The organism is Variovorax sp. GW821-FHT09B01 (assembly GCF_059418345.1).
Genome location: NZ_JBWKPQ010000002.1, coordinates 483,162 through 501,722, shown reverse-complemented (window position 1 = coordinate 501,722; position 18,561 = coordinate 483,162). Strand labels below are relative to the sequence as shown.

The 18,561-nt window shown below is 71.5% G+C and carries 18 protein-coding genes; 4 read left to right on the top strand and 14 right to left on the bottom strand.

From position 1 onward, the window contains the following. Nucleotides 1-115 precede the first annotated feature (115 nt). A complete protein-coding gene (locus AC07RV_RS09435; RefSeq protein ID WP_296782662.1) occupies nucleotides 116-946 on the top strand; it encodes an alpha/beta fold hydrolase in 831 nt (276 codons plus the stop codon). Here the strand turns inward: AC07RV_RS09435 and AC07RV_RS09430 are convergent. From AC07RV_RS09430 to AC07RV_RS09385, 10 genes are all read right to left on the bottom strand, one after another. Next, on the bottom strand, nucleotides 922-2,541 hold the full coding sequence (locus tag AC07RV_RS09430) for an MFS transporter (RefSeq protein WP_296782663.1): 1,620 nt from the start codon (nucleotides 2,539-2,541) through the stop codon (nucleotides 922-924). The two genes, AC07RV_RS09435 and AC07RV_RS09430, sit on opposite strands and share 25 nt — an antisense overlap. 91 nt (nucleotides 2,542-2,632) lie before the next feature. Continuing rightward, nucleotides 2,633-3,268 (bottom strand): PqiC family protein, encoded by a 636-nt coding sequence (locus AC07RV_RS09425; RefSeq protein WP_296782665.1) that lies wholly within the window; start codon nucleotides 3,266-3,268, stop codon nucleotides 2,633-2,635. Beyond that, nucleotides 3,265-4,917, bottom strand: coding sequence for a PqiB family protein (locus AC07RV_RS09420; protein WP_296782667.1), 1,653 nt, complete (start codon nucleotides 4,915-4,917; stop codon nucleotides 3,265-3,267). Before AC07RV_RS09420 ends, AC07RV_RS09425 begins: the two co-directional genes overlap by 4 nt. Beyond that, entirely contained in the window at nucleotides 4,914-5,642 is a 729-nt protein-coding gene (locus AC07RV_RS09415; RefSeq protein ID WP_296782669.1) for a paraquat-inducible protein A, read from the bottom strand. Before AC07RV_RS09415 ends, AC07RV_RS09420 begins: the two co-directional genes overlap by 4 nt. Beyond that, the gene (locus tag AC07RV_RS09410) at nucleotides 5,639-6,277 is read right to left on the bottom strand and encodes a paraquat-inducible protein A (protein WP_093342014.1); all 639 of its coding nucleotides are present in this window, start codon (nucleotides 6,275-6,277) and stop codon (nucleotides 5,639-5,641) included. The genes AC07RV_RS09415 and AC07RV_RS09410 overlap by 4 nt, the downstream gene beginning before the upstream one ends. 20 nt (nucleotides 6,278-6,297) lie before the next feature. Next, on the bottom strand, nucleotides 6,298-7,737 hold the full coding sequence (locus AC07RV_RS09405; RefSeq protein WP_296782672.1) for an MFS transporter: 1,440 nt from the start codon (nucleotides 7,735-7,737) through the stop codon (nucleotides 6,298-6,300). Further along, on the bottom strand, nucleotides 7,737-8,954 hold the full coding sequence (locus AC07RV_RS09400) for a multidrug effflux MFS transporter (RefSeq protein WP_203201039.1): 1,218 nt from the start codon (nucleotides 8,952-8,954) through the stop codon (nucleotides 7,737-7,739). The genes AC07RV_RS09405 and AC07RV_RS09400 overlap by 1 nt, the downstream gene beginning before the upstream one ends. 70 nt (nucleotides 8,955-9,024) lie before the next feature. Further along, a complete protein-coding gene (locus tag AC07RV_RS09395; protein WP_093342462.1) occupies nucleotides 9,025-10,320 on the bottom strand; it encodes an LLM class flavin-dependent oxidoreductase in 1,296 nt (431 codons plus the stop codon). A 32-nt stretch (nucleotides 10,321-10,352) separates the two neighbouring features. Next, nucleotides 10,353-11,222 carry a CmcJ/NvfI family oxidoreductase gene (locus tag AC07RV_RS09390; RefSeq protein ID WP_296782676.1) on the bottom strand — a complete coding sequence of 290 codons (870 nt, stop codon included), beginning with the start codon at nucleotides 11,220-11,222 and terminating at the stop codon, nucleotides 10,353-10,355. 17 nt (nucleotides 11,223-11,239) lie between these two features. Beyond that, entirely contained in the window at nucleotides 11,240-12,049 is an 810-nt protein-coding gene (locus AC07RV_RS09385; protein ID WP_296782678.1) for an SDR family NAD(P)-dependent oxidoreductase, read from the bottom strand. 282 nt (nucleotides 12,050-12,331) lie between these two features. Here AC07RV_RS09385 and AC07RV_RS09380 point away from each other — a divergent pair, with 282 nt between their 5' ends. Next, nucleotides 12,332-13,630, top strand: a complete 1,299-nt coding sequence (locus AC07RV_RS09380; RefSeq protein WP_093342022.1) for an MFS transporter — start codon at nucleotides 12,332-12,334, stop codon at nucleotides 13,628-13,630. 6 nt (nucleotides 13,631-13,636) lie between these two features. Here the strand turns inward: AC07RV_RS09380 and AC07RV_RS09375 are convergent, their stop codons facing one another. From AC07RV_RS09375 to AC07RV_RS09365, 3 genes are all read right to left on the bottom strand, one after another. Further along, entirely contained in the window at nucleotides 13,637-13,876 is a 240-nt protein-coding gene (locus AC07RV_RS09375) for a hypothetical protein (protein ID WP_296782680.1), read from the bottom strand. Nucleotides 13,877-13,986: 110 nt separating this feature from the next. After that, entirely contained in the window at nucleotides 13,987-14,610 is a 624-nt protein-coding gene (locus AC07RV_RS09370; RefSeq protein ID WP_203201044.1) for a pyridoxamine 5'-phosphate oxidase family protein, read from the bottom strand. Next, complete coding sequence (locus AC07RV_RS09365; protein WP_296782682.1) at nucleotides 14,607-15,809, bottom strand: MFS transporter; 1,203 nt, start codon at nucleotides 15,807-15,809, stop codon at nucleotides 14,607-14,609. The genes AC07RV_RS09370 and AC07RV_RS09365 overlap by 4 nt, the downstream gene beginning before the upstream one ends. Before the next feature lie 78 nt (nucleotides 15,810-15,887). Between AC07RV_RS09365 and AC07RV_RS09360 the strand changes: the two genes are divergently transcribed. After that, complete coding sequence (locus AC07RV_RS09360; RefSeq protein WP_296782684.1) at nucleotides 15,888-16,790, top strand: LysR substrate-binding domain-containing protein; 903 nt, start codon at nucleotides 15,888-15,890, stop codon at nucleotides 16,788-16,790. A gap of 63 nt (nucleotides 16,791-16,853) precedes the next feature. Further along, nucleotides 16,854-18,089: an MFS transporter gene (locus AC07RV_RS09355; RefSeq protein WP_296782686.1), complete on the top strand. Its 1,236-nt coding sequence runs from the start codon at nucleotides 16,854-16,856 to the stop codon at nucleotides 18,087-18,089. Here the strand turns inward: AC07RV_RS09355 and AC07RV_RS09350 are convergent. After that, nucleotides 18,082-18,462 (bottom strand): hypothetical protein, encoded by a 381-nt coding sequence (locus tag AC07RV_RS09350; protein ID WP_444852962.1) that lies wholly within the window; start codon nucleotides 18,460-18,462, stop codon nucleotides 18,082-18,084. The two genes, AC07RV_RS09355 and AC07RV_RS09350, sit on opposite strands and share 8 nt — an antisense overlap. Nucleotides 18,463-18,561 lie beyond the last annotated feature (99 nt).

Genomic DNA, 18,561 nt, shown 5'->3' with positions numbered 1-18,561 from the left:
CGGACAAGAACAGAGCAAGCGCGGAATCCTACGAACGGCGGGCCGCCGGTACAACCTCGCAGACCCCGACGCGGCGTCGCGGCCCCATCCCATCGATCACCTCGGAGACATCCCCATGCCCTTCCTGTCCCTGCCCTTCCACCGCCTGCGCTACGAAGACACCGGCGGCCACAGGCCCGCGCTGGTGTTCTGCCACAGCTTCGGCATGCGCGCCGAGATGTTCGCGCCGCAGCTGCGCCACTTCGCGGCCACGCACCGCTGCATCGTCTGGGACCAGCGCGCCCATGGCGAGAGCGCGGCCGAGCATCCCTTCGGCTTCTGGGACTCGGCGCGCGACCTGATCGCGCTGCTCGACCACCTGGGCATCGACCGCGTCGCGGTGGCCGGCACCAGCCAGGGCGGCTTCGTCGCGCTGCGTGCCGCGCTGCTCGCGCCTTCGCGCATCGCCAGCGTGGCGGTGTTCGGCTCCTCAATCGATGCCGAATCCGAGGCCACGCGCGAGGCCTATCGCGCCCTGGTCGCCGAGGTGCAGGCATCGTCCTTCGAGGCGCCGCCGCTGCAGGCGATCGAGGCCATGGCCCATGTCTGCTTCGGTCCGGACTTCGACGCCGGTGCCTGGAAGCGTTCCTGGCAGTCGTGGAACCCGGTGCAGTGGCAGCTGGCCTTCGACGCGCTGGCGGGCCGCGATGCCATCGCGCCGCTGGTGGGCGCGCTGCGCATGCCGGTGCTGGTGATGCACGGCACGCGCGACAACGCCTACCCGATCGAGGTCGGCCGCCGCATCGCCGCGGCCATCGCGCAGGCACGCTGCGTCGAGGTCGAGGGCGGGCAGCACTTCCTGAGCATCACCGATCCCGACGTGGTGAACCGCACGCTGGCCGCCTTCCTCGCCGAGCACGCGCAGCGCGCGCCCGAGCGGCTTCAGTCGGCCTTGACGTCGTCCTGAACGTCGTCCTGAACGGCGCCCTTGCCGCCGATCATGCGCCACGCACTGGCCGCGCTGAGCAGCGCCAGCCCGGCGCTCAGAAGCATCACCCAGCGGAAGCCCGCCACGAAGGCTTCGGCCACCGCGCGCCGCAGGGCCTCGGCCGTGGCCGCATCCACGCCCGGCGGCATGGCGGCGCCGGCGAGCTTGGCGCGCTCGCCTTCGAAGAAGGCCGTCACCTGCGCCGAGGCGCCCGCGGCCTGCAGGTGCTCGGCCAGCGCGGCGTCGAAGGCCCAGGCCATGATCGCGCCGAAGACCGCGATGGCCAGCACCGCGGCCGCGCGCGAGACCGCGTTGTTCACGCCCGAGGCCACGCCCGCGAGCTCGGGACCGACCGCGTTCATCACGGTGGTGGTGAGCGGCGCCACGGTCACCGTCATGCCCAGGCCCAGCACCACCACGGCCGGCAGGAAGCCGCTCCAGTAGCTCGCGCCCACGCCGGGCAGCGCGAACAGCGCGAAGCCCACGGCCGCGATCGCGGGCCCGATCACCAGCGGCAGCCGCGGCCCGAAGCGGTCGACCAGCTGGCCGGCCCAGCCCGAGAGCGCGAACATGATGAGGATGAAGGGCAGCAGCGCCGCGCCCGCCGCCGTGGCCGACCAGCCCTGCACCTGAATCAGGTTGAGCGGGAAGAAATAGAGGCCGCCGCCGAGCGCGGCATAGAGCAGCAGGGTCAGCAGGTTGGCACCGCTGAAGTTGCCGATGCGCAGCAGCGAGAGCGGCAGCATCGGCGCGCGCACGCGCCGCTCGACGGCGACGAAGCCCGCGCTGCCCGCGAGGCCGATGGCCAGCGCCGCCAGCACGGCCGTCGAGGTCCAGCCCTGCGTGGGCGCCTCGATGAACGCATAGACGATGCCGCCGAGCCCGGCCGTGGCCAGCAGCGCGCCCCAGGGATCGAGGCCACCGCCGGCCGAGGCGCCGCGGCTCTCGGGCACGTGGCGCCAGCAGATCCACAGCACCAGCAGCGCCATCGGCACGTTGACCAGAAAGGCCCAGGTCCACGAGAAATGATCGACCAGGAAACCGCCGAGCACCGGCCCCACGGCGGCCGTGATGCCGCTGAAGCCCGACCAGGTGCCGATGGCCTTGCCGCGCTGCTTCTCGGGAAAGGCCGCGCTGATCAGCGCCAGGCTGCCCGGCACCAGCAGCGCGCCGCCGATGCCCTGCACCGCGCGCGCGGCGATCAGCTGCTGCACGCTGGCCGCGAGCGCGCAGGCCACCGACGAGAGCGCGAAGATCGCGACGCCGATCGCGAACACGCGACGCCGTCCGAAGTGGTCGCCGAGCGCGCCGCCCACCAACAGCAGCGCGGCCAGCAGCAAGGCATAGGACTCGACCACCCACTGCGCCTGGAAGGCGGTGGCGCGCAAGTCGGCCTGGATCGCGGGCAGCGCGACGTTGACCACGGTGCCGTCGATGAAGGCCATGCTCGAGCCGACGATGGCCGCGGCCAGCACCCAGGGCCTGGAGGCTTCGGGACAGCCGGTGTCGTCGACAGGGCCGGTGCCGTGCCGGATCAGCGTGTCGTCGCAGGGCGTCTTGCCGATCTGTGTCATCGCTGGTCTCCGCTTCTTCTTGGTCTCACCCAGTCCAGAGCTTCATCCCGCCGCACCGCCCTGCCCCGCAGTCATTGCGGGGCCGCCGCCCTCAGAGCGCGCAGGCGGTCGCCGACGGATTGGCGCGCGCCGCGGCCACGCTGCGTGCCATCGCCGCGGCCGCGGCCGCGGTCACGCGCTGGGCGCCCTGCGCCACCGCGTCCATGCCGGTGCCCACGGGTTCGCCGGCCTCGAAGCTGCACACCAGCGTGCGCGGCTCGTCGGCGCGCCGCAGGGTCCAGCTGAAGGCCGCTTCGACACGGCCGCCGTCGACCGCATCGAACTGCTTGAGCTGTGCCGCGATGCGCCACACCGGCTGCACGTTGGGGCGGCCGCCCTTGCTGACGTCGAGCGCGCCCAGGCGCGTGGCGATGCCGCTGGCCAGCGCATCGCGCAGCTCGTTCTCGAACGACGAGGCCCAGCGGTGCTGCTCGAGCACCTCGACCTGCACGCGGCCGCCGGGCTTGCGCACCACCATCTGCGGCCGCGCCAGCCGCTCGGGCACGGCCACGGGCGCGAGCTCGATGGCCAGCGGCACGGTGCCGCTGGCGGCGGGCGCGGCGATCTGGTCCGCGGGCACGCTGCTCGCGAGGGTGTAGTAGCTGTCGGGCTTGCTCGCGCAGCCCGCGGCGAGCGCGGCCAGCACGGCGATGCCGGCGAGAAGGGTTCGGCTGTGCGTCTTCGTCATTTCTTGTCGTCCGGTTTGCCGCGCAGCAGCGATTCGGGATGGCGTTCGAGGTAGTCGGTCAGCACGCGCACCGAACCGGCGGCGCGCGTGAGCTCCTGCAGCATCTGGCGCGTGTCCTGCTGCAGCGGCGAGTCGTCGGCCAGCGTGCGCTCGGCCGAGTTCACGGTCTTGCGCACGTCCTTCATGGCCGCGGCCAGCTCGGGCGTGACGTCGTTGTTGATGCGGCTCACCGTCTGCTCGGTGGCGGTCAGCGTCTTGTTGAGCGTGGCCAGCGTGGTGCGCAGGTCCTGCGCGATCTGCTCGTAGGGCACCTTGTTGAGCTTGCTCGCGATCTCCTGCACCTGCGACTGGATCTCGTCGAGGCTGTTGGCCATGGTGGGCAGCTCGATCGGGCTCTTGCTCAGGTCGATCTTCGCGGGCGGCGCCTTCGGGAAGAAGTCGAGCGCGACATAGACCGAGCCCGTGATCAGGTTGCCGTTGCGCAGCTGGGCGCGCAGGCCCTTCTCGGTGAGGAAGCGCAGGCGCTCCTGCTGCGAGAAGCGCGGCTCCTTTTCGTTCGTGCGATCGACGCTGCGGCGGCGCAGCCGGTCGGGATAGATCTGCACCAGCACCGGCATGCGGAACTCGCGCTCGGCGCGGTCGAACTCGACGCCGATCGACTTGACCTCGCCGATCACCACGCCGCGGAAGTCGACCGGCGCGCCCGGCACCAGGCCGCGCAGCGACTGGTTGAAGTACATCAGCAGGGTCTGCGAGGGGCCGTCGGGCTCCTTCATCGCCGTGACCTCGTCGGGCGCGAGCATGAAGGCGGTGTTCTCCTTCGCGAGCGGGCCCATGGCGTCTTCGGGCGCCTGGAACGCGATGCCGCCGAGCAGGATGGTCGCGAGCGACTGGGTGCGCAGCGTGAAGCCGCTGGCGCTGAGCTGGGCGTCGATGCCGCTGGCTTGCCAGAAGCGCGTGTTGACGCCCACGAACTTGTCGTAGGGCGCGTTGACGAACACGCGCAGCGTCACGCCGCGGCCGTCGCCGTCGAGTTCGTAGGCCGCCACCTGCCCCACCTTGATGCGGCGGAAGTACACGGGCGAACCGACGTCGAGCGAGCCGATGTCGGCGGCGCGCAGCAGGAACTGCTGGCCCGAGTCGTCGCGTGTGACGATGGGCGGCGCCTCCAGGCCCTTGAATTCGCCCGAGGTTTCCTTCGACACGCCGGCGTCGGCGCCGATGTAGGCGCCCGACAGCAGCGTGTTCAGGCCCGAGATGCCCGAGGTATCGAGCCGCGGCCGCACGACCCAGAAGCGCGAGTCCTCGGAGGTGAAGCCCTCGGCCTCCTTGTTGAGCTGCACCAGCACCCGCACGTGCGAGCGGTCGCGCGCCAGGCGCAGGCTCTGCACCAGGCCGATCTGCACGTCCTTGTACTTGACGGCGGTCTTGCCGGCCTCGAGGCCCTCGGCGGTCTTGAAGGTCAGCACGATCTCGGGGCCGCGCTCCATCAGGATGCGCGCCACCAGCATCACGCCGACCAGCGCGGCCACGATCGGGATCAGCCAGATCAGCGAGGGCAGCCACTCGCGGCGGCGCTTGACCTGCGGCCTCGGCAATGGCGGCGCGGACGGCGCCGGTCGGTCTTGCGGTTGTTCTTCTTCACTCATGCTGCTTGTTCTTCCCTGTTCTCGAAATTCTCTTGCACGGCCTGTGCCTGCTTGCTGTCCCAGGTGAGCTTCGGGTCGAAGCTCAGCGAGGCCAGCATGGTCAGCACCACCACCGAGCCGAAGGCCGCGATGCCCACGCCCGCGGTGATCACCGCGAAGCCCTGGATCTGCACCAGCCCGGTCAACAGCGACACCACGAACACGTCGAGCATCGACCAGCGGCCGATGATCTCGATGATGTGATAGAGCTTGGCCCGCTCGTGCTGCCGCCAGGTGCTGCCGCGCTGGGCCATCACCACGAGCAGGAACAGCACCGCCAGCTTGAACAGAGGCACCAGGAAGCTCGCGATGAAGACGATGGCCGCGAGCCCGTAGGCGCCCGAGACCCAGAAATAGATCACCCCGCTGAGGATGGTGTCGTACTGCGCGCCGAACAGCGTGCGCGTGATCATCACCGGCAGCAGGTTGGCCGGGATGTACATGATGCAGGCCGCGATCAGGAAGGCCCAGGTGCGCGTGAGGCTCTGCGGCTTGCGCGTGTGCAGGTGCGTGCCGCAGCGCCCGCAGGCGTCGCCCTCCTGCGCGTCCTGCCAGACGGCCGCGCAGTGCGGGCAGGCCAGCAGGCCCAGCGAGGCGGCGGTGACGACCGGCGCGTCGGGGTGCGGCCCGTGCCCGGCAGGCTCCGGCTCGGGCGGGCGCGCGCGGCGCAGCGAAGGGAACTTCATGCGGAAGCCCTCTCCTCGTCCTCGTCGCCGGCGGCGCGGAAGGTCATTTCCCAGAACGCGCCCGGGTTGAACGACAGCACCGCCGTCAGCGTGACCGTGAGCGCCACGAAGGCCCACAGCGCGGGCCCGGGCACCACCGTCGCCATGCTCGAGAGCTTGACCACGGCCACCAGCACGCCGAGCAGGAACACCTCGATCATTCCCCAGGGCCGCAGCGACTGCATCAGCCGCACCAGGATCGCGAAGCCCAGCGGCCGGTGCTCGCGCCGCAACGGGATCAGCAGGTAGACCAGGATGCACAGCTGCAGCAGCGGGAACAGGATGGTGGTGGCCAGCACCAGCAGCGCCACCACCGACATGCCCTCGGCGCCGAGCACCACCACCGCGCCGGCCAGCGTGGTCTGGCTGCGCAGGCCCTGCAGCTCGATCTCGACGATCGGGAACAGGTTGGCGATCGCGAACATGATGAGGCTGGTCACGGTCAGCGGCAGGATGCGGCTTTCCTGCGCGCCCGGATGGCGGCCGATCTCGGTGCCGCAGCGCGCGCAATGGGCGACCTCGCGCGGCTGCAGTTCGGCGCGGGCATAGACCGCGTCGCAGCCGGGGCATACCACCGTATCAGGTACTTCCTTCATGGGGCCGTACCCTAACCTATTCAGCCCGCGTGTCCCGTCGTCCTGAGCCGCAAGCTGCTGAAGATTGCGGCGATACCGGCACAACAGCCGGCCAGCACCAGCGCCACCACCGGCCCGTGGCCGCCATGCGGGCTCCAGATGCTGAAGACGCCGGCCAGCACCACCGCGCCCAGGGTCTGGCCCGTGAGCCGCGCCGTGCCGAGCATGCCGCTGGCTGCACCGCTTCGGTGCGCGGGCGGCGAGGTCACGATGGTGTGGTTGTTCGGCGACTGGAACAGCCCGAAGCCCAGCCCGCACAGCGCCATGCGCCAGGCGATGTCGGCATTGACCGGGTGCGCCGGCAACAGCGCCAGCGAGAACAGGCCGGCGGCCATCAGCCCCAGGCCGATGCCGCCGAGCAGCCCGTCGGGATAGCGGCCGATCAGGCGGCCGGCCAGCGGCGCCATCGCCACGATCGCCAGCGGCCAGGCCGTGATCAGCAGGCCGGCCTCGAAATGGCTGCGGCCGTAGACGTCGAGCAGCAGGAACGGCAGCGCGATGTAGGCCAGCATCTGGGCGCAGAAGGCCGCCACCGAGGTGCCCATGGAGAGCGCGAACACCGGAATGCGCAGCAGGTCGATCGGGAACAGCGGCACCGCCAGCGAGCGCTGCCGGCGCAGGTAGACGAAGCCCACCGCCACGCCGGCCAGCAGCGTGAGCCAGGCGCTCAGCGGCGGGCCGCCCGCCTCCACCCCGCCCTCGCGCACGCCCAGGCGGTCGACGCCGAGGAACACCAGCGAGAACATCAGCACGTTGAGCGTCACGTCGATCGGCGAGAAGCGCAAGCCCGCGGCCGGCGCCACGCGGTTGAAGGGCAGCGCCTTCATGCCGAGCGCGAAGGTGACGATGCCCAGCGGCACGTTGATGGCGAACAGCCACGGCCACGAGGCCACCGACAGGATCGCCGCCGCCACCGAGGGCCCGGCCACCGAGGAGGTGGCGACCACCAGCGAGTTGATGGCCATGCCCTTGCCGAGCTGCGAGGACGGATAGGTCAGCCGCACCAGCGCCGCGTTCACGCTCATGATGCCGGCCGCGCCCAGGCCCTGGAAGGCGCGCGCGGCGATCAGCGTGGTCAGCGAGTTGGCGAAGGTGGCGGCCGCCGAGGACAGCGTGAACACCGCCATGCCCACCAGGTAGACGCGGCGGTAGCCCACCAGGTCGCCCAGCGAGGCCAGCGGCAGCAGCATCACGAGGATGGCGATCTGGTAGGCGTTGACCACCCAGATCGACTGCGAGGCGCTGGCGTTGAGTTCGCGCGCGATGCCCGGCAGTGCGAGGTTGACGATGGTGCCGTCGAGCACCGAGACGATCAGCCCGAGGATGATGACCAGCATCGACCAGCGCCGCGCGGGCTGGTCGAGGCCGTCGATGACGCGCGCGCCGCCCTCGGTGCCCACGCTGGCCGCCACGCTGCTCATCAGGCCTCCTGCACCCGGCGCGCCGGTTGCGTGCCGCGGTCGCCGCCCAGCGTGAGCCAGGTCAGCAGGCCGGCGATCAGCGCGCCCGCGGCCATGCCGGTCACCATCGGCAGCGGGCCGCCGTCGGTGAAGGCACCCACCACCGCCATCGCCACCGCGCCGGTCAGCATCTGCAGCGTGCCCAGCAGCGCCGAGGCGGTGCCGGCGATCGCGCCGTGCATCTCGAGCGCCAGCACGCCGGTGGTCGGGATCACGAAGCCCATGAAGCCCGAGGCGATGAAGTACAGCACGATCATCACCCACAGGCTGTCGCCGCCCATCGCGTAGTAGGCGAACATGGCGACCATCGCCACGCCGCAGCCGGCCACGCCGAACTTCACCAGCCGCGCCAGGCCGAAGCGCTCGCCGAGCGCGCCGTTGAACTGCGAGGCGCCGAAGAAGGCGGCGGCGTTCACGCCGAAGGCCACGCTGTAGAGCGCGGGCGACAGGCCGTAGTGGTCGATCATCACGAACGAGGAGTTCGCGAGATAGGTGAAGAAGCCCGCCATCGCGAAGCTGCCGATGAACACCAGGCCCAGGTAGTGGCGGTCGCGCAGCAGCAGCCAGTAGGCCGCGAGCGCGCTGCCGATGCTGCTCTCGACGCGCTCCGAGGCCGGCCGGGTCTCGGCCAGCAGCGTGGCCATCATCGCGAGGCCGGCGACGGCCGCGATGGTCACGGCCCAGAAAACGCCGCGCCAGCCGGTGACCGCGATCACGCCGCTGCCCACCAGCGGCGCGAGGATCGGCGAGATGCTGAACACCAGCATCAGCAGCGACATCAGCCGCGCGGCATCGGTGCCGGTGTGCAGGTCGCGCACCACCGCGCGCGGGATCGCCATGCCGGCCGCGGCGCCCAGGCCCTGGATGAAGCGCAGCGCGATCAGGGTCTGGATGTCGGTGGCCAGCGCGCAGCCCACGCTGGCGATCGCGAACACCGCGAGGCCCGCGTACAGCGGCGGCTTGCGGCCCACCATGTCGGAGACCGGCCCGTACAGCAGCTGGCCCGCGCCCAGCGAGATGAAGAAGGCCGTGAGGCTCATCTGGACCGCGCCGATGTCGGCGCGCAGGCTCTGGCCGATGGCCGGCAGGGCCGGCAGGTACATGTCGATGGCGAAGGGACCGATGGCGGAGAGCAGGCCCAGCAGCAGGGCCATGCGGAAGAAGGGAGAGGAACGCATTGGAGCGATTGTCGCCAATGCGCCGCCCGCGCGCCGGCGGCGCGCCCAGTGTCCCCTCGCCCCGGCCCCGCTAATCTTGCGAAAAGAAACGGTTGACCGGTCGCGGCAGCCCCAGGTTCTCGCGCAGGGTACGACCTTCGTATTCCTGCCTGAAGATGCCACGACGCTGCAGTTCGGGCACCACGCGGTCGACGAAGGCATCGAGCCCGCCGGGCAGCCAGGGGAACATCACGTTGAAGCCGTCGGAGCCCTCGCTCTCGAGCCATTCCTGCATCTCGTCGGCGATGGTCTGGGCCGTGCCGACGAAGGCCAGCCCGCCATAGCCGCCCAGGCGCTGCGCGAGCTGGCGCACCGTGAGGTTCTCGCGCCGGGCCAGCTCGATCACGCGCTCGCGCCCGCTCTGGCTCGCGTTGGTGGGCGGCACCTCGGGCAGCGGGCCGTCGGGGTCGAAGCTGGAGGCATCGTGGCCCAGCGCGATCGACAGCGAGGCAATCGCGCTGTCGTAGTGCACCAGGCTGTCGAGCTTGGCGCGGATCGCCTTCGCCTCGTCGACCGTGTCGGCCACGATGGTGAAGGCGCCCGGCAGGATCTTGAGGTGCTCGGGATCGCGGCCGAGCTTGCGCATGCGCGACTTGACGTCGGCATAGAAGGCGCGCGCGTTCGCCAGCGTGCCCGGCGCCGCGAAGATCAGCTCGGCCGTCTCGGCCGCGAGCTGGCGTCCGGCCTCCGAGGCGCCGGCCTGCACGATCACCGGCCAGCCCTGCACCGGCCGCGCGATGTGCAGCGGCCCGCGCACCGACAGGTGCTCGCCCTTGTGGGCCAGCACATGCAGCTTGGCCGGATCGAAGAAGCGGCCGCTGTCGACGTCGCGCACGAAGGCGTCGTCGGCCCAGCTGTCCCACAGGCCGGTCACCACGTCGTAGAACTCGCGCGCGCGGTCGTAGCGCGCGTCGTGCTCCATGTGGTCTTCGCGGCCGAAGTTCAGCGCCGCGTCGGGATTGGAGGTGGTCACGATGTTCCAGCCCGCGCGGCCGCCGCTCAGGTGGTCGAGCGAGGCGAAGCGACGCGCGATGTGGAACGGTTCGTCGAAGGTGGTCGAGGCGGTGGCGATCAGCCCCAGGTGCTGCGTGTGCTGCGCCAGCGCCGACAGCAGGGTGAAGGGCTCGAACGAGGTGGCCGTGTGGCTGCGCTGCAAGGCCTCGATCGGCATGTTGAGCAGCGCGAGGTGGTCGGCCATGAAGAAGGCGTCGAAGCGCCCGCGCTCCAGCGTCTGCGCGAGCTGCTTGAGCCGCTCGAAGTTGAAGTTGGCGTCGGGCCAGGCGCCCGGGTAGCGCCAGGCGCCGGTGTGGATGCTGACCGGGCGCATGAAGGCGCCCAGGCGCAGCTGCTTGCGCGCGCTCACGGCTTGTCCCAGAACACCAGCGCGCGCAGCTCGATGCTGCGGCGGGGCGGCGCCTCGGGCGAGCCGGTCGGATCCTCGAAGGCCGTGTGGGCCGTGAGCCGCGCCGTGCCGTCCTCGCGCGAATCGAAGATCTTCAGCAGCAGCGCTTCGTCGGGCCGCAGCCGCGGGAACCAGTACCAGCGGTGCTTCGGGTTCCAGGTGAAGGAATAGGTCTCGCCCACCTTGTCGGGGTAGATCAGGTCGCTGGGCACCAGGTCCGCGGGATCGATGGAGCGCGCGTCGCACAGCGCGAGCGGCAGCCGCTCCACGGTGGCCAGTGGCCGCCACAGGTTGACGATCGCGAAGCGCTTCGTGAGCCGCTCGGCCGCTTCGTCGGGCGGCAGGTGGTCGGTGACGCGGCGCCGCGCCGAGGCCGGCGTCTGGTCGTCGTGCACGCGGCGCACCGGTTCGCGCAGATCCGAGGTGCGGCGCGAACCCTGGGCGCTGTCGCGCAGCGTGTGGTCGAACACCACGATCTTCTCGGCCCCGGTCACGTCGCGCAGCAGCGCCTCGGACTCGCGGTAGTAGATGTCGCGGATGGTCGCGTCCTGCGAGAAGTCGGCCAGCACGCTGCGGTGCGCGATCTGGGTGAAGCCGCTGCGGTCGAGCGAGAGCTCGCGCAGCGCCACCAGCGGGCGGCCGTCGCGGATGGCCACGCGCCGCGCCTCCAGCTCGCCCGTGGTCCAGGGCGTGCCCGGCGGCGGCTCGAAGGTGTAGCTCGCGGGCCGGCCCTGGCCCGGCTTCAGGTAGTTGAGCTCGGCCTCGACCGATGGCAGGGTGGCGATGAGCGGATGCTCGTGCGGACTGGATGGCGATGCGGACCTCATGCGCTCCTCGTTCTGAATCAGAAGGGTTCCTTGAACGGCCGCAGGTCGAGTTCCTGCGTCCAGGCGCTGCGATGCTGGGCATGCAGCTGCCAGTAGCTCTCGGCGATGGCATCGAGCTGCAGCAGCCCGTCCTCGCCGGCCTGCGCCGCGCGCTGGGGCGCCCCGCTGCGCAGCCGCTCGCCGTCGATGCCGCCGTCGATCACGACATGGGCGACATGGATGCCCTGCGGCCCGAACTCGCGCGCCAGGCTCTGGCTCAGCGAACGCAGCCCGGCCTTGGCAGCCGCGAAGGCCGCGAACGGCGGCTTGCCGCGCAGCGCGGCGGTGGCGCCCGTGAACAGCAGGCTGCCGCGCCCCGCGGGCGTGGCGCCGTCGAAGGGGTTGGCCAGCAGGCCGCGCAGCGCCTCGCGCGCGAACACGAAGCCGCCGAGCGTGCTGGTGCGCCAGGCCTGGGTGAACTGCTCGACCGAGATCTCGAGCGTGGGCGCGCGCGCCGCGCTGGAGGCATTGAACACCGCCACCGACAGCGGCCCGAGCGCGCGCACGCGCTGGCCGACGCCGTGCACCTCGGCCTCGCTCGCCACGTCGGCCGCGAAGGCATGGGCCGTGCCGCCCGCGGCCGCGATCTCGGCGGCCACGGCCTCGAGCTGCTGCGGCGTGCGGCCGGTCAGCGCGACGACGAAGCCCTCCTGCGCGAAGCGCCGCGCGAGCGCGGCACCGAGGCCCGCGCTCGCGCCGACGCCCGCGATCCAGGCGACGGAGGGACCCCGGGAGGCGGTGGGTTCGGCGGGGGAGGAAGACGGGGAGGAAGCGGCGTTCGTGGACATCGGGACGGCTCGGCAAAGCGTGGATCGTCACGAAGGCTATACCCGCGCCCCGGGGGCCGGAACGATGGAAAAGCGATAACCATATGCGCGAACCGGTCGAGTCCCGGGCCCGATGCAGGCCGGCCGCGGAAGGTGCACAAGCGCCCTGCCCCGTGCTTTCCCGCCTCGGTCATTTCCGTGTCAGGAATGCCGGCCCGGCCGGCCTAACATGGTCCGGCGGCCGGCGACGGCCGCTGCGTTCCTCAACGCCTCCCATATCACACACACAACAGGAGACAACACGTGAATCCGATCGAGCAGAGAACCATCTCGAAGATGAGCTGGCGGCTGTTGCCGCTGCTCATGGTCAGCTACTTCATCGCCTACCTCGACCGCGTGAACCTCGGCTTCGCGGGCGCCGCCATGTCGAAGGACCTGGGCTTCAGCGCGGCCGTGTTCGGCAGCGCGGCCGGCATCTTCTTCATCGCCTACTTCCTGTTCGAGGTGCCGAGCAACATGGCGCTCGAGCGCTTCGGCGCGCGCCGCTGGATCGCGCGGATCATGTTCAGCTGGGGCATCCTGTCGGCGGCCCAGGCCTGGGTCGGCGGCTCGACCAGCTTCAACGTCGTGCGCTTCCTGCTCGGCATCGCCGAGGCCGGCTTCTTCCCGGGCGTCATCTTCTACATCACGCTGTGGTTCCCATCGGCCTACCGCGCGCGCATCGTCGGCTGGTTCATGTTCGCGATCCCGATCTCCACCGTGATCGGCTCGCCGATCTCGGGCTTCATCCTCAACATGGACGGGATGGGCGGCATGCACGGCTGGCAATGGCTGTTCATCCTCGAGGCGATCCCCTCGCTGATCCTGACCTTCTTCGTGCTGTTCTACCTGCCCGACGGCCCGAAGGACGCGAAGTGGCTCACGAACGAGGAGCGCACCTGGCTGCAGGGCACGCTCGACGCCGAGCGGCGCAACCGCGAGTCGATCAACCAGATCTCGTGGAAGCAGTCGCTCTTGAACCCGCGCGTGATCGGCCTGGGCTTCGTCTACATGGGCATCACGGTGCCGCTGTACGGCCTGAGCTTCTTCCTGCCGCAGATCATCAAGGGCTTCGGCGGGCTGGGCAACGTGGAGATCGGCTTCATCAACGCCTTCCCCTACCTGGTGGGTGCGATCGCGATGCTGTTCTGGACCCGCGCCTCCGACGCGCGCAAGGAACGCAAGTGGTTCCTGCTGATCCCGCTGGCCTGCATCTTCGTCGGCCTGGTGCTGGCGGCCGAGACCAGCGCGCCGGTGCCCAAGATGGCGGCCGTGACGCTCGCGGCCTTCGGCATCTTCAGCGCCCTGCCCACCTTCTGGACCCTGCCCACCGCCATGCTCAGCGGCACCGCCGCGGCCGCGGGCATCGCCTGGATCAACTCGATCGGCAACCTCGGCGGCTACATCGGCCCGACCATCTTCGGCACGCTCAAGGACCGCATGGGCAACGACATCTACGCGGTGATCTTCCTCGCGCTGCTGGCGGCCGTGGCTTTCGTGCTGGTGCTGATCATCGGCCACGACGCGCGCACCGAGCAGGCCACGGCGCCCGGACGGGCCTGAGATCGCTCAGGCGCCGGCGCGCAGTTCCGCGCCGGCCAGCCGCGTCGCTTCCGCGGCCTTGGCGGTCTCGAGCTGGTGCCAGGCCTCCCAGCATTCCTTCGAGCAGCAGGGCCACCAGCCCAGCGGCCCGACCACCGCCACCTCGCCGCAGCCGTTGCCGCACCAGCGCAGCACGAAGGACTTGGAGCGGCGGCGCGGCGCGGCGGGTGGCTGCAGGGATTCGAACGGGGAATGACCGGGGTGCATGGGCGGGGCTTTCTTCGCTGTCTTCGAGAGGCCGGAACGGGTCCGACCTCCTGAAGACGAACGAAGGGTGCCAAACCCTCAGTCCTTCGCAAAAAAAAATTTGCGCCTCTTCAGTAAAGCGTGGCCTTCTGCCGCGCCGGCAGCTCGCGGTCGTAGCTCGCGCCGTCGAAGGCGGCATCGGTCAGCGCCGACAGGATCGCGCCGGGCGTGGGCACGTCGGGCCGCGCCTCGTCGGGCCGCGGCGCCCACAGCCGCGAACGCTGGATCGCGCGGGCGCACTGGAAGAACACGGTGTCCACGGCGATCTCGATCACGCACTGCGGCGCCTTGCCCTCCACCGCGAAGCGCGCGAGCAGCGCGGGATCGGCCGTGATGCGCGCGCGGCCGTTGACGCGCAGGGTCTCGCCCACGCCCGGGATCAGGAACAGCAGCGCCACGCGCGGATCGGCCACGATGTTGCGCAGGCTGTCGATGCGGTTGTTGCCGCGGCGCTCGGGCATCCACAGCGTCTTCTCGTCCTTCACCGCGACGAAGCCCGGCGGGTCGCCGCGCGGCGAGGCATCGAGGCCGTCCGGCCCGAGGGTGGCGAGCACCGCGAACGGCGAGGCCTCGATCAGCGCCCGGTAGGAGGGATGCAGCCAGTCGATCTCCTTCTTGAGCGAGGCTTCGCCGGGCTGGCCGAACAGGGCCTGGAGCTGGGCCAGGGTCTGGATCGCGTGCGGGTCGTGGGTCATGACGGTCGATGGTGAAGGGAATCCGGGGACGGCTCGAGTTTCGCGGCACTGCGCCCGCAGGCGATGGCCATCGCGGCCAGCAGCACCGCCGCCACGCCGTAGACCCAGGCCGACGAGGCAACGGGCAGCAGCAGCCCGGCCAGCACCGGCCCGGCGCCCGCGCCGATGTCGCGCCAGGTCGAGCGCGCGGCCAGCGCCTGCACGCGCTCGGGTCCGGGCGTGCGGTGCGCGACGATGGGCGCGATCAGCGGCAGTTGCAAGGCGCGAAGCACCACGATCAGCGCCGCGCAGCTCCAGAGCCAGCCCAGGCCGAAGCCCACCAGCGCCAGCGCCGTGAGCAGCGACAGGCTCACCAGCAGGCGCTCGGCGCCGAAGCGCTCGGCCATGCGGCCGCCCACGGGACTGAGCGCGATCTCGGAGAAGTAGCGCAGCGCCATCAGCACGCCGGCCACCACCACCGCCGCGCCCGGCAGCAGGTCCTTGCCGAGGTACGACAGGCCGACGATGAACAGGCCGTCGAGCGCCAGCCCTTCCATGAAGGACCAGCCGTCGAGGCTGTTCGGTCGCTGGAAGCGCTTGGCCGCCACCGCGACCGGATGCGGCGCCGTCGGCAGCCGGCGCGCGGCCAGCAGCCCGAGCAGCGCCACCGCGGCCAGCAGCCAGAAGATGGTGCGCGGCCCGCTCCAGTGCGCGAGCAGCGCGCCCAGCGGCAGCGCCACCACCGGCCCGAGCGCGATGAAGGCGCGCGAGCGGCCGCTGCGGCGCGCGGCGCCCACGGGGTCGGCCGTGGCCAGCGCCTGCGTCGAGAGGTTGAAGGCCGCGAAGCACAGGCCCCAGACCAGCCGCAGCGGCAGCAGCAACCACAGCCCCGAGAGCGTGGCATAGCCGAGGCAGCACAGCACCGCGCCCGCGACGGCCAGCGTGCAGGTGCGGCGGTCGCCGTGGCGCGCATAGAAGTCGGCCACCCAGCCATAGCCGGCGATGCGCACGAGGCGGTTGGCCGCGAGCAGCAGCCCCGCCTCGGCGAGCGTGACGCCGAACTGCGCGGCATACATCGGCAGCAGCAGATAGAGCACCACATCGCCCGGCAGCGCGAGCCCGAGCGAGAGCGCGGCATGGCGGGAGTTGCGGTCGGTGGTGGAGACGGGGGCCGCGATGGCGGCGGGGACGGAAGCGCAGCGGCTGGAGGAAGATGACATCGAGCCCGCATCGTGCGCCCGCGGAGGCCGCGCCGACAAACGACATTAACGCGCCGCATGCGTGACAAAATCGCACGCATGCCGTCCCGCGAGCCTCCCCTGAACGCCGTGCGCGCCTTCGCGGCCGCGGCGCGCCACCTGAGCTTCACGCGCGCGGCACACGAGCTGCACGTCACCCACAGCGCGATCAGCCGCCAGATCAAGGGCCTCGAGGCCTTCCTCGGCGTGGCGCTGTTCGAGCGCCGCATCCGCCAGGTCGCGCTGACGGCCGAGGGCCAGCAGTTCTTCGCCGAGGTCGAGCCCGCGCTGGCGCAGATCGGCGCCGCCGCGCGTGCCTTGCAGGCGCAGGGCGCGGCGCGCACGGTGCGCATCAACGTGCGGCCCTCGTTCGCGGTGCGCTGGCTGATCCCGCGCCTGCCCTCCTTCGTCGAGCGCCATCCGGACATCGAGCCGCAGGTGGTCACGAGCACCGTGATGCCCGAGCAGGTGGCCGACAGCTTCGACATCGCGGTGCGCCGCGGGCTCGAGGGCTGGCCCGGCGCGATCGCGGTGCAGCCCTTCCTCGAGGACGAGGTGCTGGTGGTCGGCGCGCCTGCGCTGTTCAAGGCCCATCCGCTGCGCGACCTGCGCGCGCTGGCCGCGCACGTGCAGCTGTCGGCGCGCACGCGCAAGGAGGACTGGGAGGCCTGGAAGAAGCAGGTCGGCGCGCCGCGCGTGCGGCCGGCCGGACGGCTGCAGTTCGACCACCTGCACTTCGTGCTGCAGGCCGCGGTCGACGGCCTGGGCATCGCGCTCGCGCCGACCTCGCTGGTGTCGCACGACCTCGCCTCGGGCCGGCTGCACTCGCCGCTGCCCGCGCTGCGCATGCGGCTCGAGCGCTACTACTACGGGCTCGCGCCGGGCGCGGCGCCCGAGGCGCGGCAGGTGGCGGACTGGTTCGAGGACATGCTGCTGGCGCAGCAGGCCGAAGCCGCGGGCTGAGGCCCGTCTTCAGGGGTCCGTTTTCGGCCAGCCCGATGCGGGGCGGTCCGTGACCATCGGCTCATGTCCTCCGCCCTGCCCCGTCCCTTTCTCCACCTGGCCCATGCCAACCTCGCGGCGCAGTCGGCCGAGCAGCTCGGCCTGGCCGCGGTGCCGCTGGTCGCGGTGATGGCCTATGGCGCGGGCGCCGCCGAGACCGGGCTGCTCGCGGCCGTGCAGACCCTGCCCTTCCTGCTGCTCGCGATGCCGCTCGGCCTGCTCGCCGACCGCATGCCGCGCCGGCGCCTGATGCTGCGCGCCGAGGTGCTGCGCGCACTGTCGCTGCTGCTGATGCTCGCCGTGCTGGCGGCGCCGTGGTCCGCGCGCATGGGCATCGCGGGCATGGCGCTGCTGGGCTTCATCGGCGCGATCGGCACCGTGGCCTTCAGCGTCGCGGCCCCGGCGCTGGTGCCCGAACTCGTGCCGCGCGAGGCGCTGGCGCGCGCCAATGGCCGCATCGAGCTGGCGCGCAGCGCGGCCTTCGCGGCCGGCCCCGCCGTGGCGGGCGCGCTCGTGGCCTGGACCGGCGCGGGCGCGGCCTTCGTGCTGGCGGCGGCACTGTCGTTCGCGGCCGTGGCCCTGCTGTGGAAGCTCCCCGAGCCGGCGCGCCGCGTGCCCGCCGCGCGCCATCCATGGACCGAGCTGCGCGAAGGCGCGCGCTTCGTGTTGCGCCATGCCTGGCTGCGGCCGATGCTGTTGACTGGTGCCATCTTCAACATCGCGTGGTTCGTGCTGCAGGCCGGCTATGTGCCGCATGCCGTGCGCGCGCTCGGGCTCGGCGCGCAGGGCGTGGGGCTCACGCTCGCGATGTATGGCGCGGGCATGGTGGCGGGCGCGCTGCTCACGCCACGCATCGCGGCGCGCACGAGCCCGGGCAGTGCGATCCGCGTCGGCCCGTTCAGCGCGGTGCTGGCCGCGGTGTTGATGGCGTCGACACTGCGGTGGCCCAGCGCCGGGCTCGCGGCCTTGTCGCTGTTCGTGTTCGGCGCCGGGCCGATGGTGTGGACCATCAGCTCGACCACCCTGCGCCAGGGCGTGACACCCGCGGGCATGCTGGGCCGCGTCTCGGCCGTGTTCCTCACGGTGAATGCTGGCGCGCGGCCCGTGGGTGCTGCGCTCGGCGCGGGGGCCGGTGCGCTCTGGGGCGAGGCCGGCTGCCTGCTGCTCGCGCTCGCGGGCTTCATGCTGCAGGCCGCCGTGATCGCGCTCGCGAAGCTCGATGCCGCACCCTCGGACGAGGCGTTGCGCAGCCCTACTTGAGCGTCGACCAGACCATCGCGCGGCAGCCCGGCTGGTTGGCGGGCGGCAGCAGGTCGCAGTTGCGCAGCGCCTGGCGCTGGTTGTCGTTCATGCGGTCGTAGCGATCGCGGTCCCGGTCGCGTTCGCGCTCCCAGCCACCGCCACCGCCGCCATAGCGGCGCGGGTCTTCCGAGCGGCGGCGCGATTCGATGTCCTGCAAGTTGTCGCGGTCCTGGCGCGAGAGGTTCTCGTTCTGCAGGCAGCGCGCATAGGCCGGACTTTCGGGGCGGAAGCCATAGGCCATGCAGTTCTGCTCGTCGCGCATGCGCTGCTCGCGCGCATGCTCGCCGGGCGTCACGCAGCCCGCGAGCAACGTGCTTGCGGCAACGGCCACCAGCGCAAGGCGCGGCGCGGAAGAACGGAAGGTGTGAAGAAGAGAAAGCGGTCGGGGTTCGATACGGTTCACAGTCATTGCCGAACTCTAGGCCGCAGA

Excerpts from the sequence above, each read along its gene's own strand:
- AC07RV_RS09435 (WP_296782662.1), top strand. The coding sequence starts at position 116 with ATGCCCTTCCTGTCCCTGCCCTTCCACCGCCTGCGCTACGAAGACACC.
- AC07RV_RS09430 (WP_296782663.1), bottom strand. The coding sequence starts at position 2,541 with ATGACACAGATCGGCAAGACGCCCTGCGACGACACGCTGATCCGGCAC.
- AC07RV_RS09425 (WP_296782665.1), bottom strand. The coding sequence starts at position 3,268 with ATGACGAAGACGCACAGCCGAACCCTTCTCGCCGGCATCGCCGTGCTG.
- AC07RV_RS09420 (WP_296782667.1), bottom strand. The coding sequence starts at position 4,917 with ATGAGTGAAGAAGAACAACCGCAAGACCGACCGGCGCCGTCCGCGCCG.
- AC07RV_RS09415 (WP_296782669.1), bottom strand. The coding sequence starts at position 5,642 with ATGAAGTTCCCTTCGCTGCGCCGCGCGCGCCCGCCCGAGCCGGAGCCT.
- AC07RV_RS09410 (WP_093342014.1), bottom strand. The coding sequence starts at position 6,277 with ATGAAGGAAGTACCTGATACGGTGGTATGCCCCGGCTGCGACGCGGTC.
- AC07RV_RS09405 (WP_296782672.1), bottom strand. The coding sequence starts at position 7,737 with ATGAGCAGCGTGGCGGCCAGCGTGGGCACCGAGGGCGGCGCGCGCGTC.
- AC07RV_RS09400 (WP_203201039.1), bottom strand. The coding sequence starts at position 8,954 with ATGCGTTCCTCTCCCTTCTTCCGCATGGCCCTGCTGCTGGGCCTGCTC.
- AC07RV_RS09395 (WP_093342462.1), bottom strand. The coding sequence starts at position 10,320 with ATGCGCCCGGTCAGCATCCACACCGGCGCCTGGCGCTACCCGGGCGCC.
- AC07RV_RS09390 (WP_296782676.1), bottom strand. The coding sequence starts at position 11,222 with ATGAGGTCCGCATCGCCATCCAGTCCGCACGAGCATCCGCTCATCGCC.
- AC07RV_RS09385 (WP_296782678.1), bottom strand. The coding sequence starts at position 12,049 with ATGTCCACGAACGCCGCTTCCTCCCCGTCTTCCTCCCCCGCCGAACCC.
- AC07RV_RS09375 (WP_296782680.1), bottom strand. The coding sequence starts at position 13,876 with ATGCACCCCGGTCATTCCCCGTTCGAATCCCTGCAGCCACCCGCCGCG.
- AC07RV_RS09370 (WP_203201044.1), bottom strand. The coding sequence starts at position 14,610 with ATGACCCACGACCCGCACGCGATCCAGACCCTGGCCCAGCTCCAGGCC.
- AC07RV_RS09365 (WP_296782682.1), bottom strand. The coding sequence starts at position 15,809 with ATGTCATCTTCCTCCAGCCGCTGCGCTTCCGTCCCCGCCGCCATCGCG.
- AC07RV_RS09360 (WP_296782684.1), top strand. The coding sequence starts at position 15,888 with ATGCCGTCCCGCGAGCCTCCCCTGAACGCCGTGCGCGCCTTCGCGGCC.
- AC07RV_RS09355 (WP_296782686.1), top strand. The coding sequence starts at position 16,854 with ATGTCCTCCGCCCTGCCCCGTCCCTTTCTCCACCTGGCCCATGCCAAC.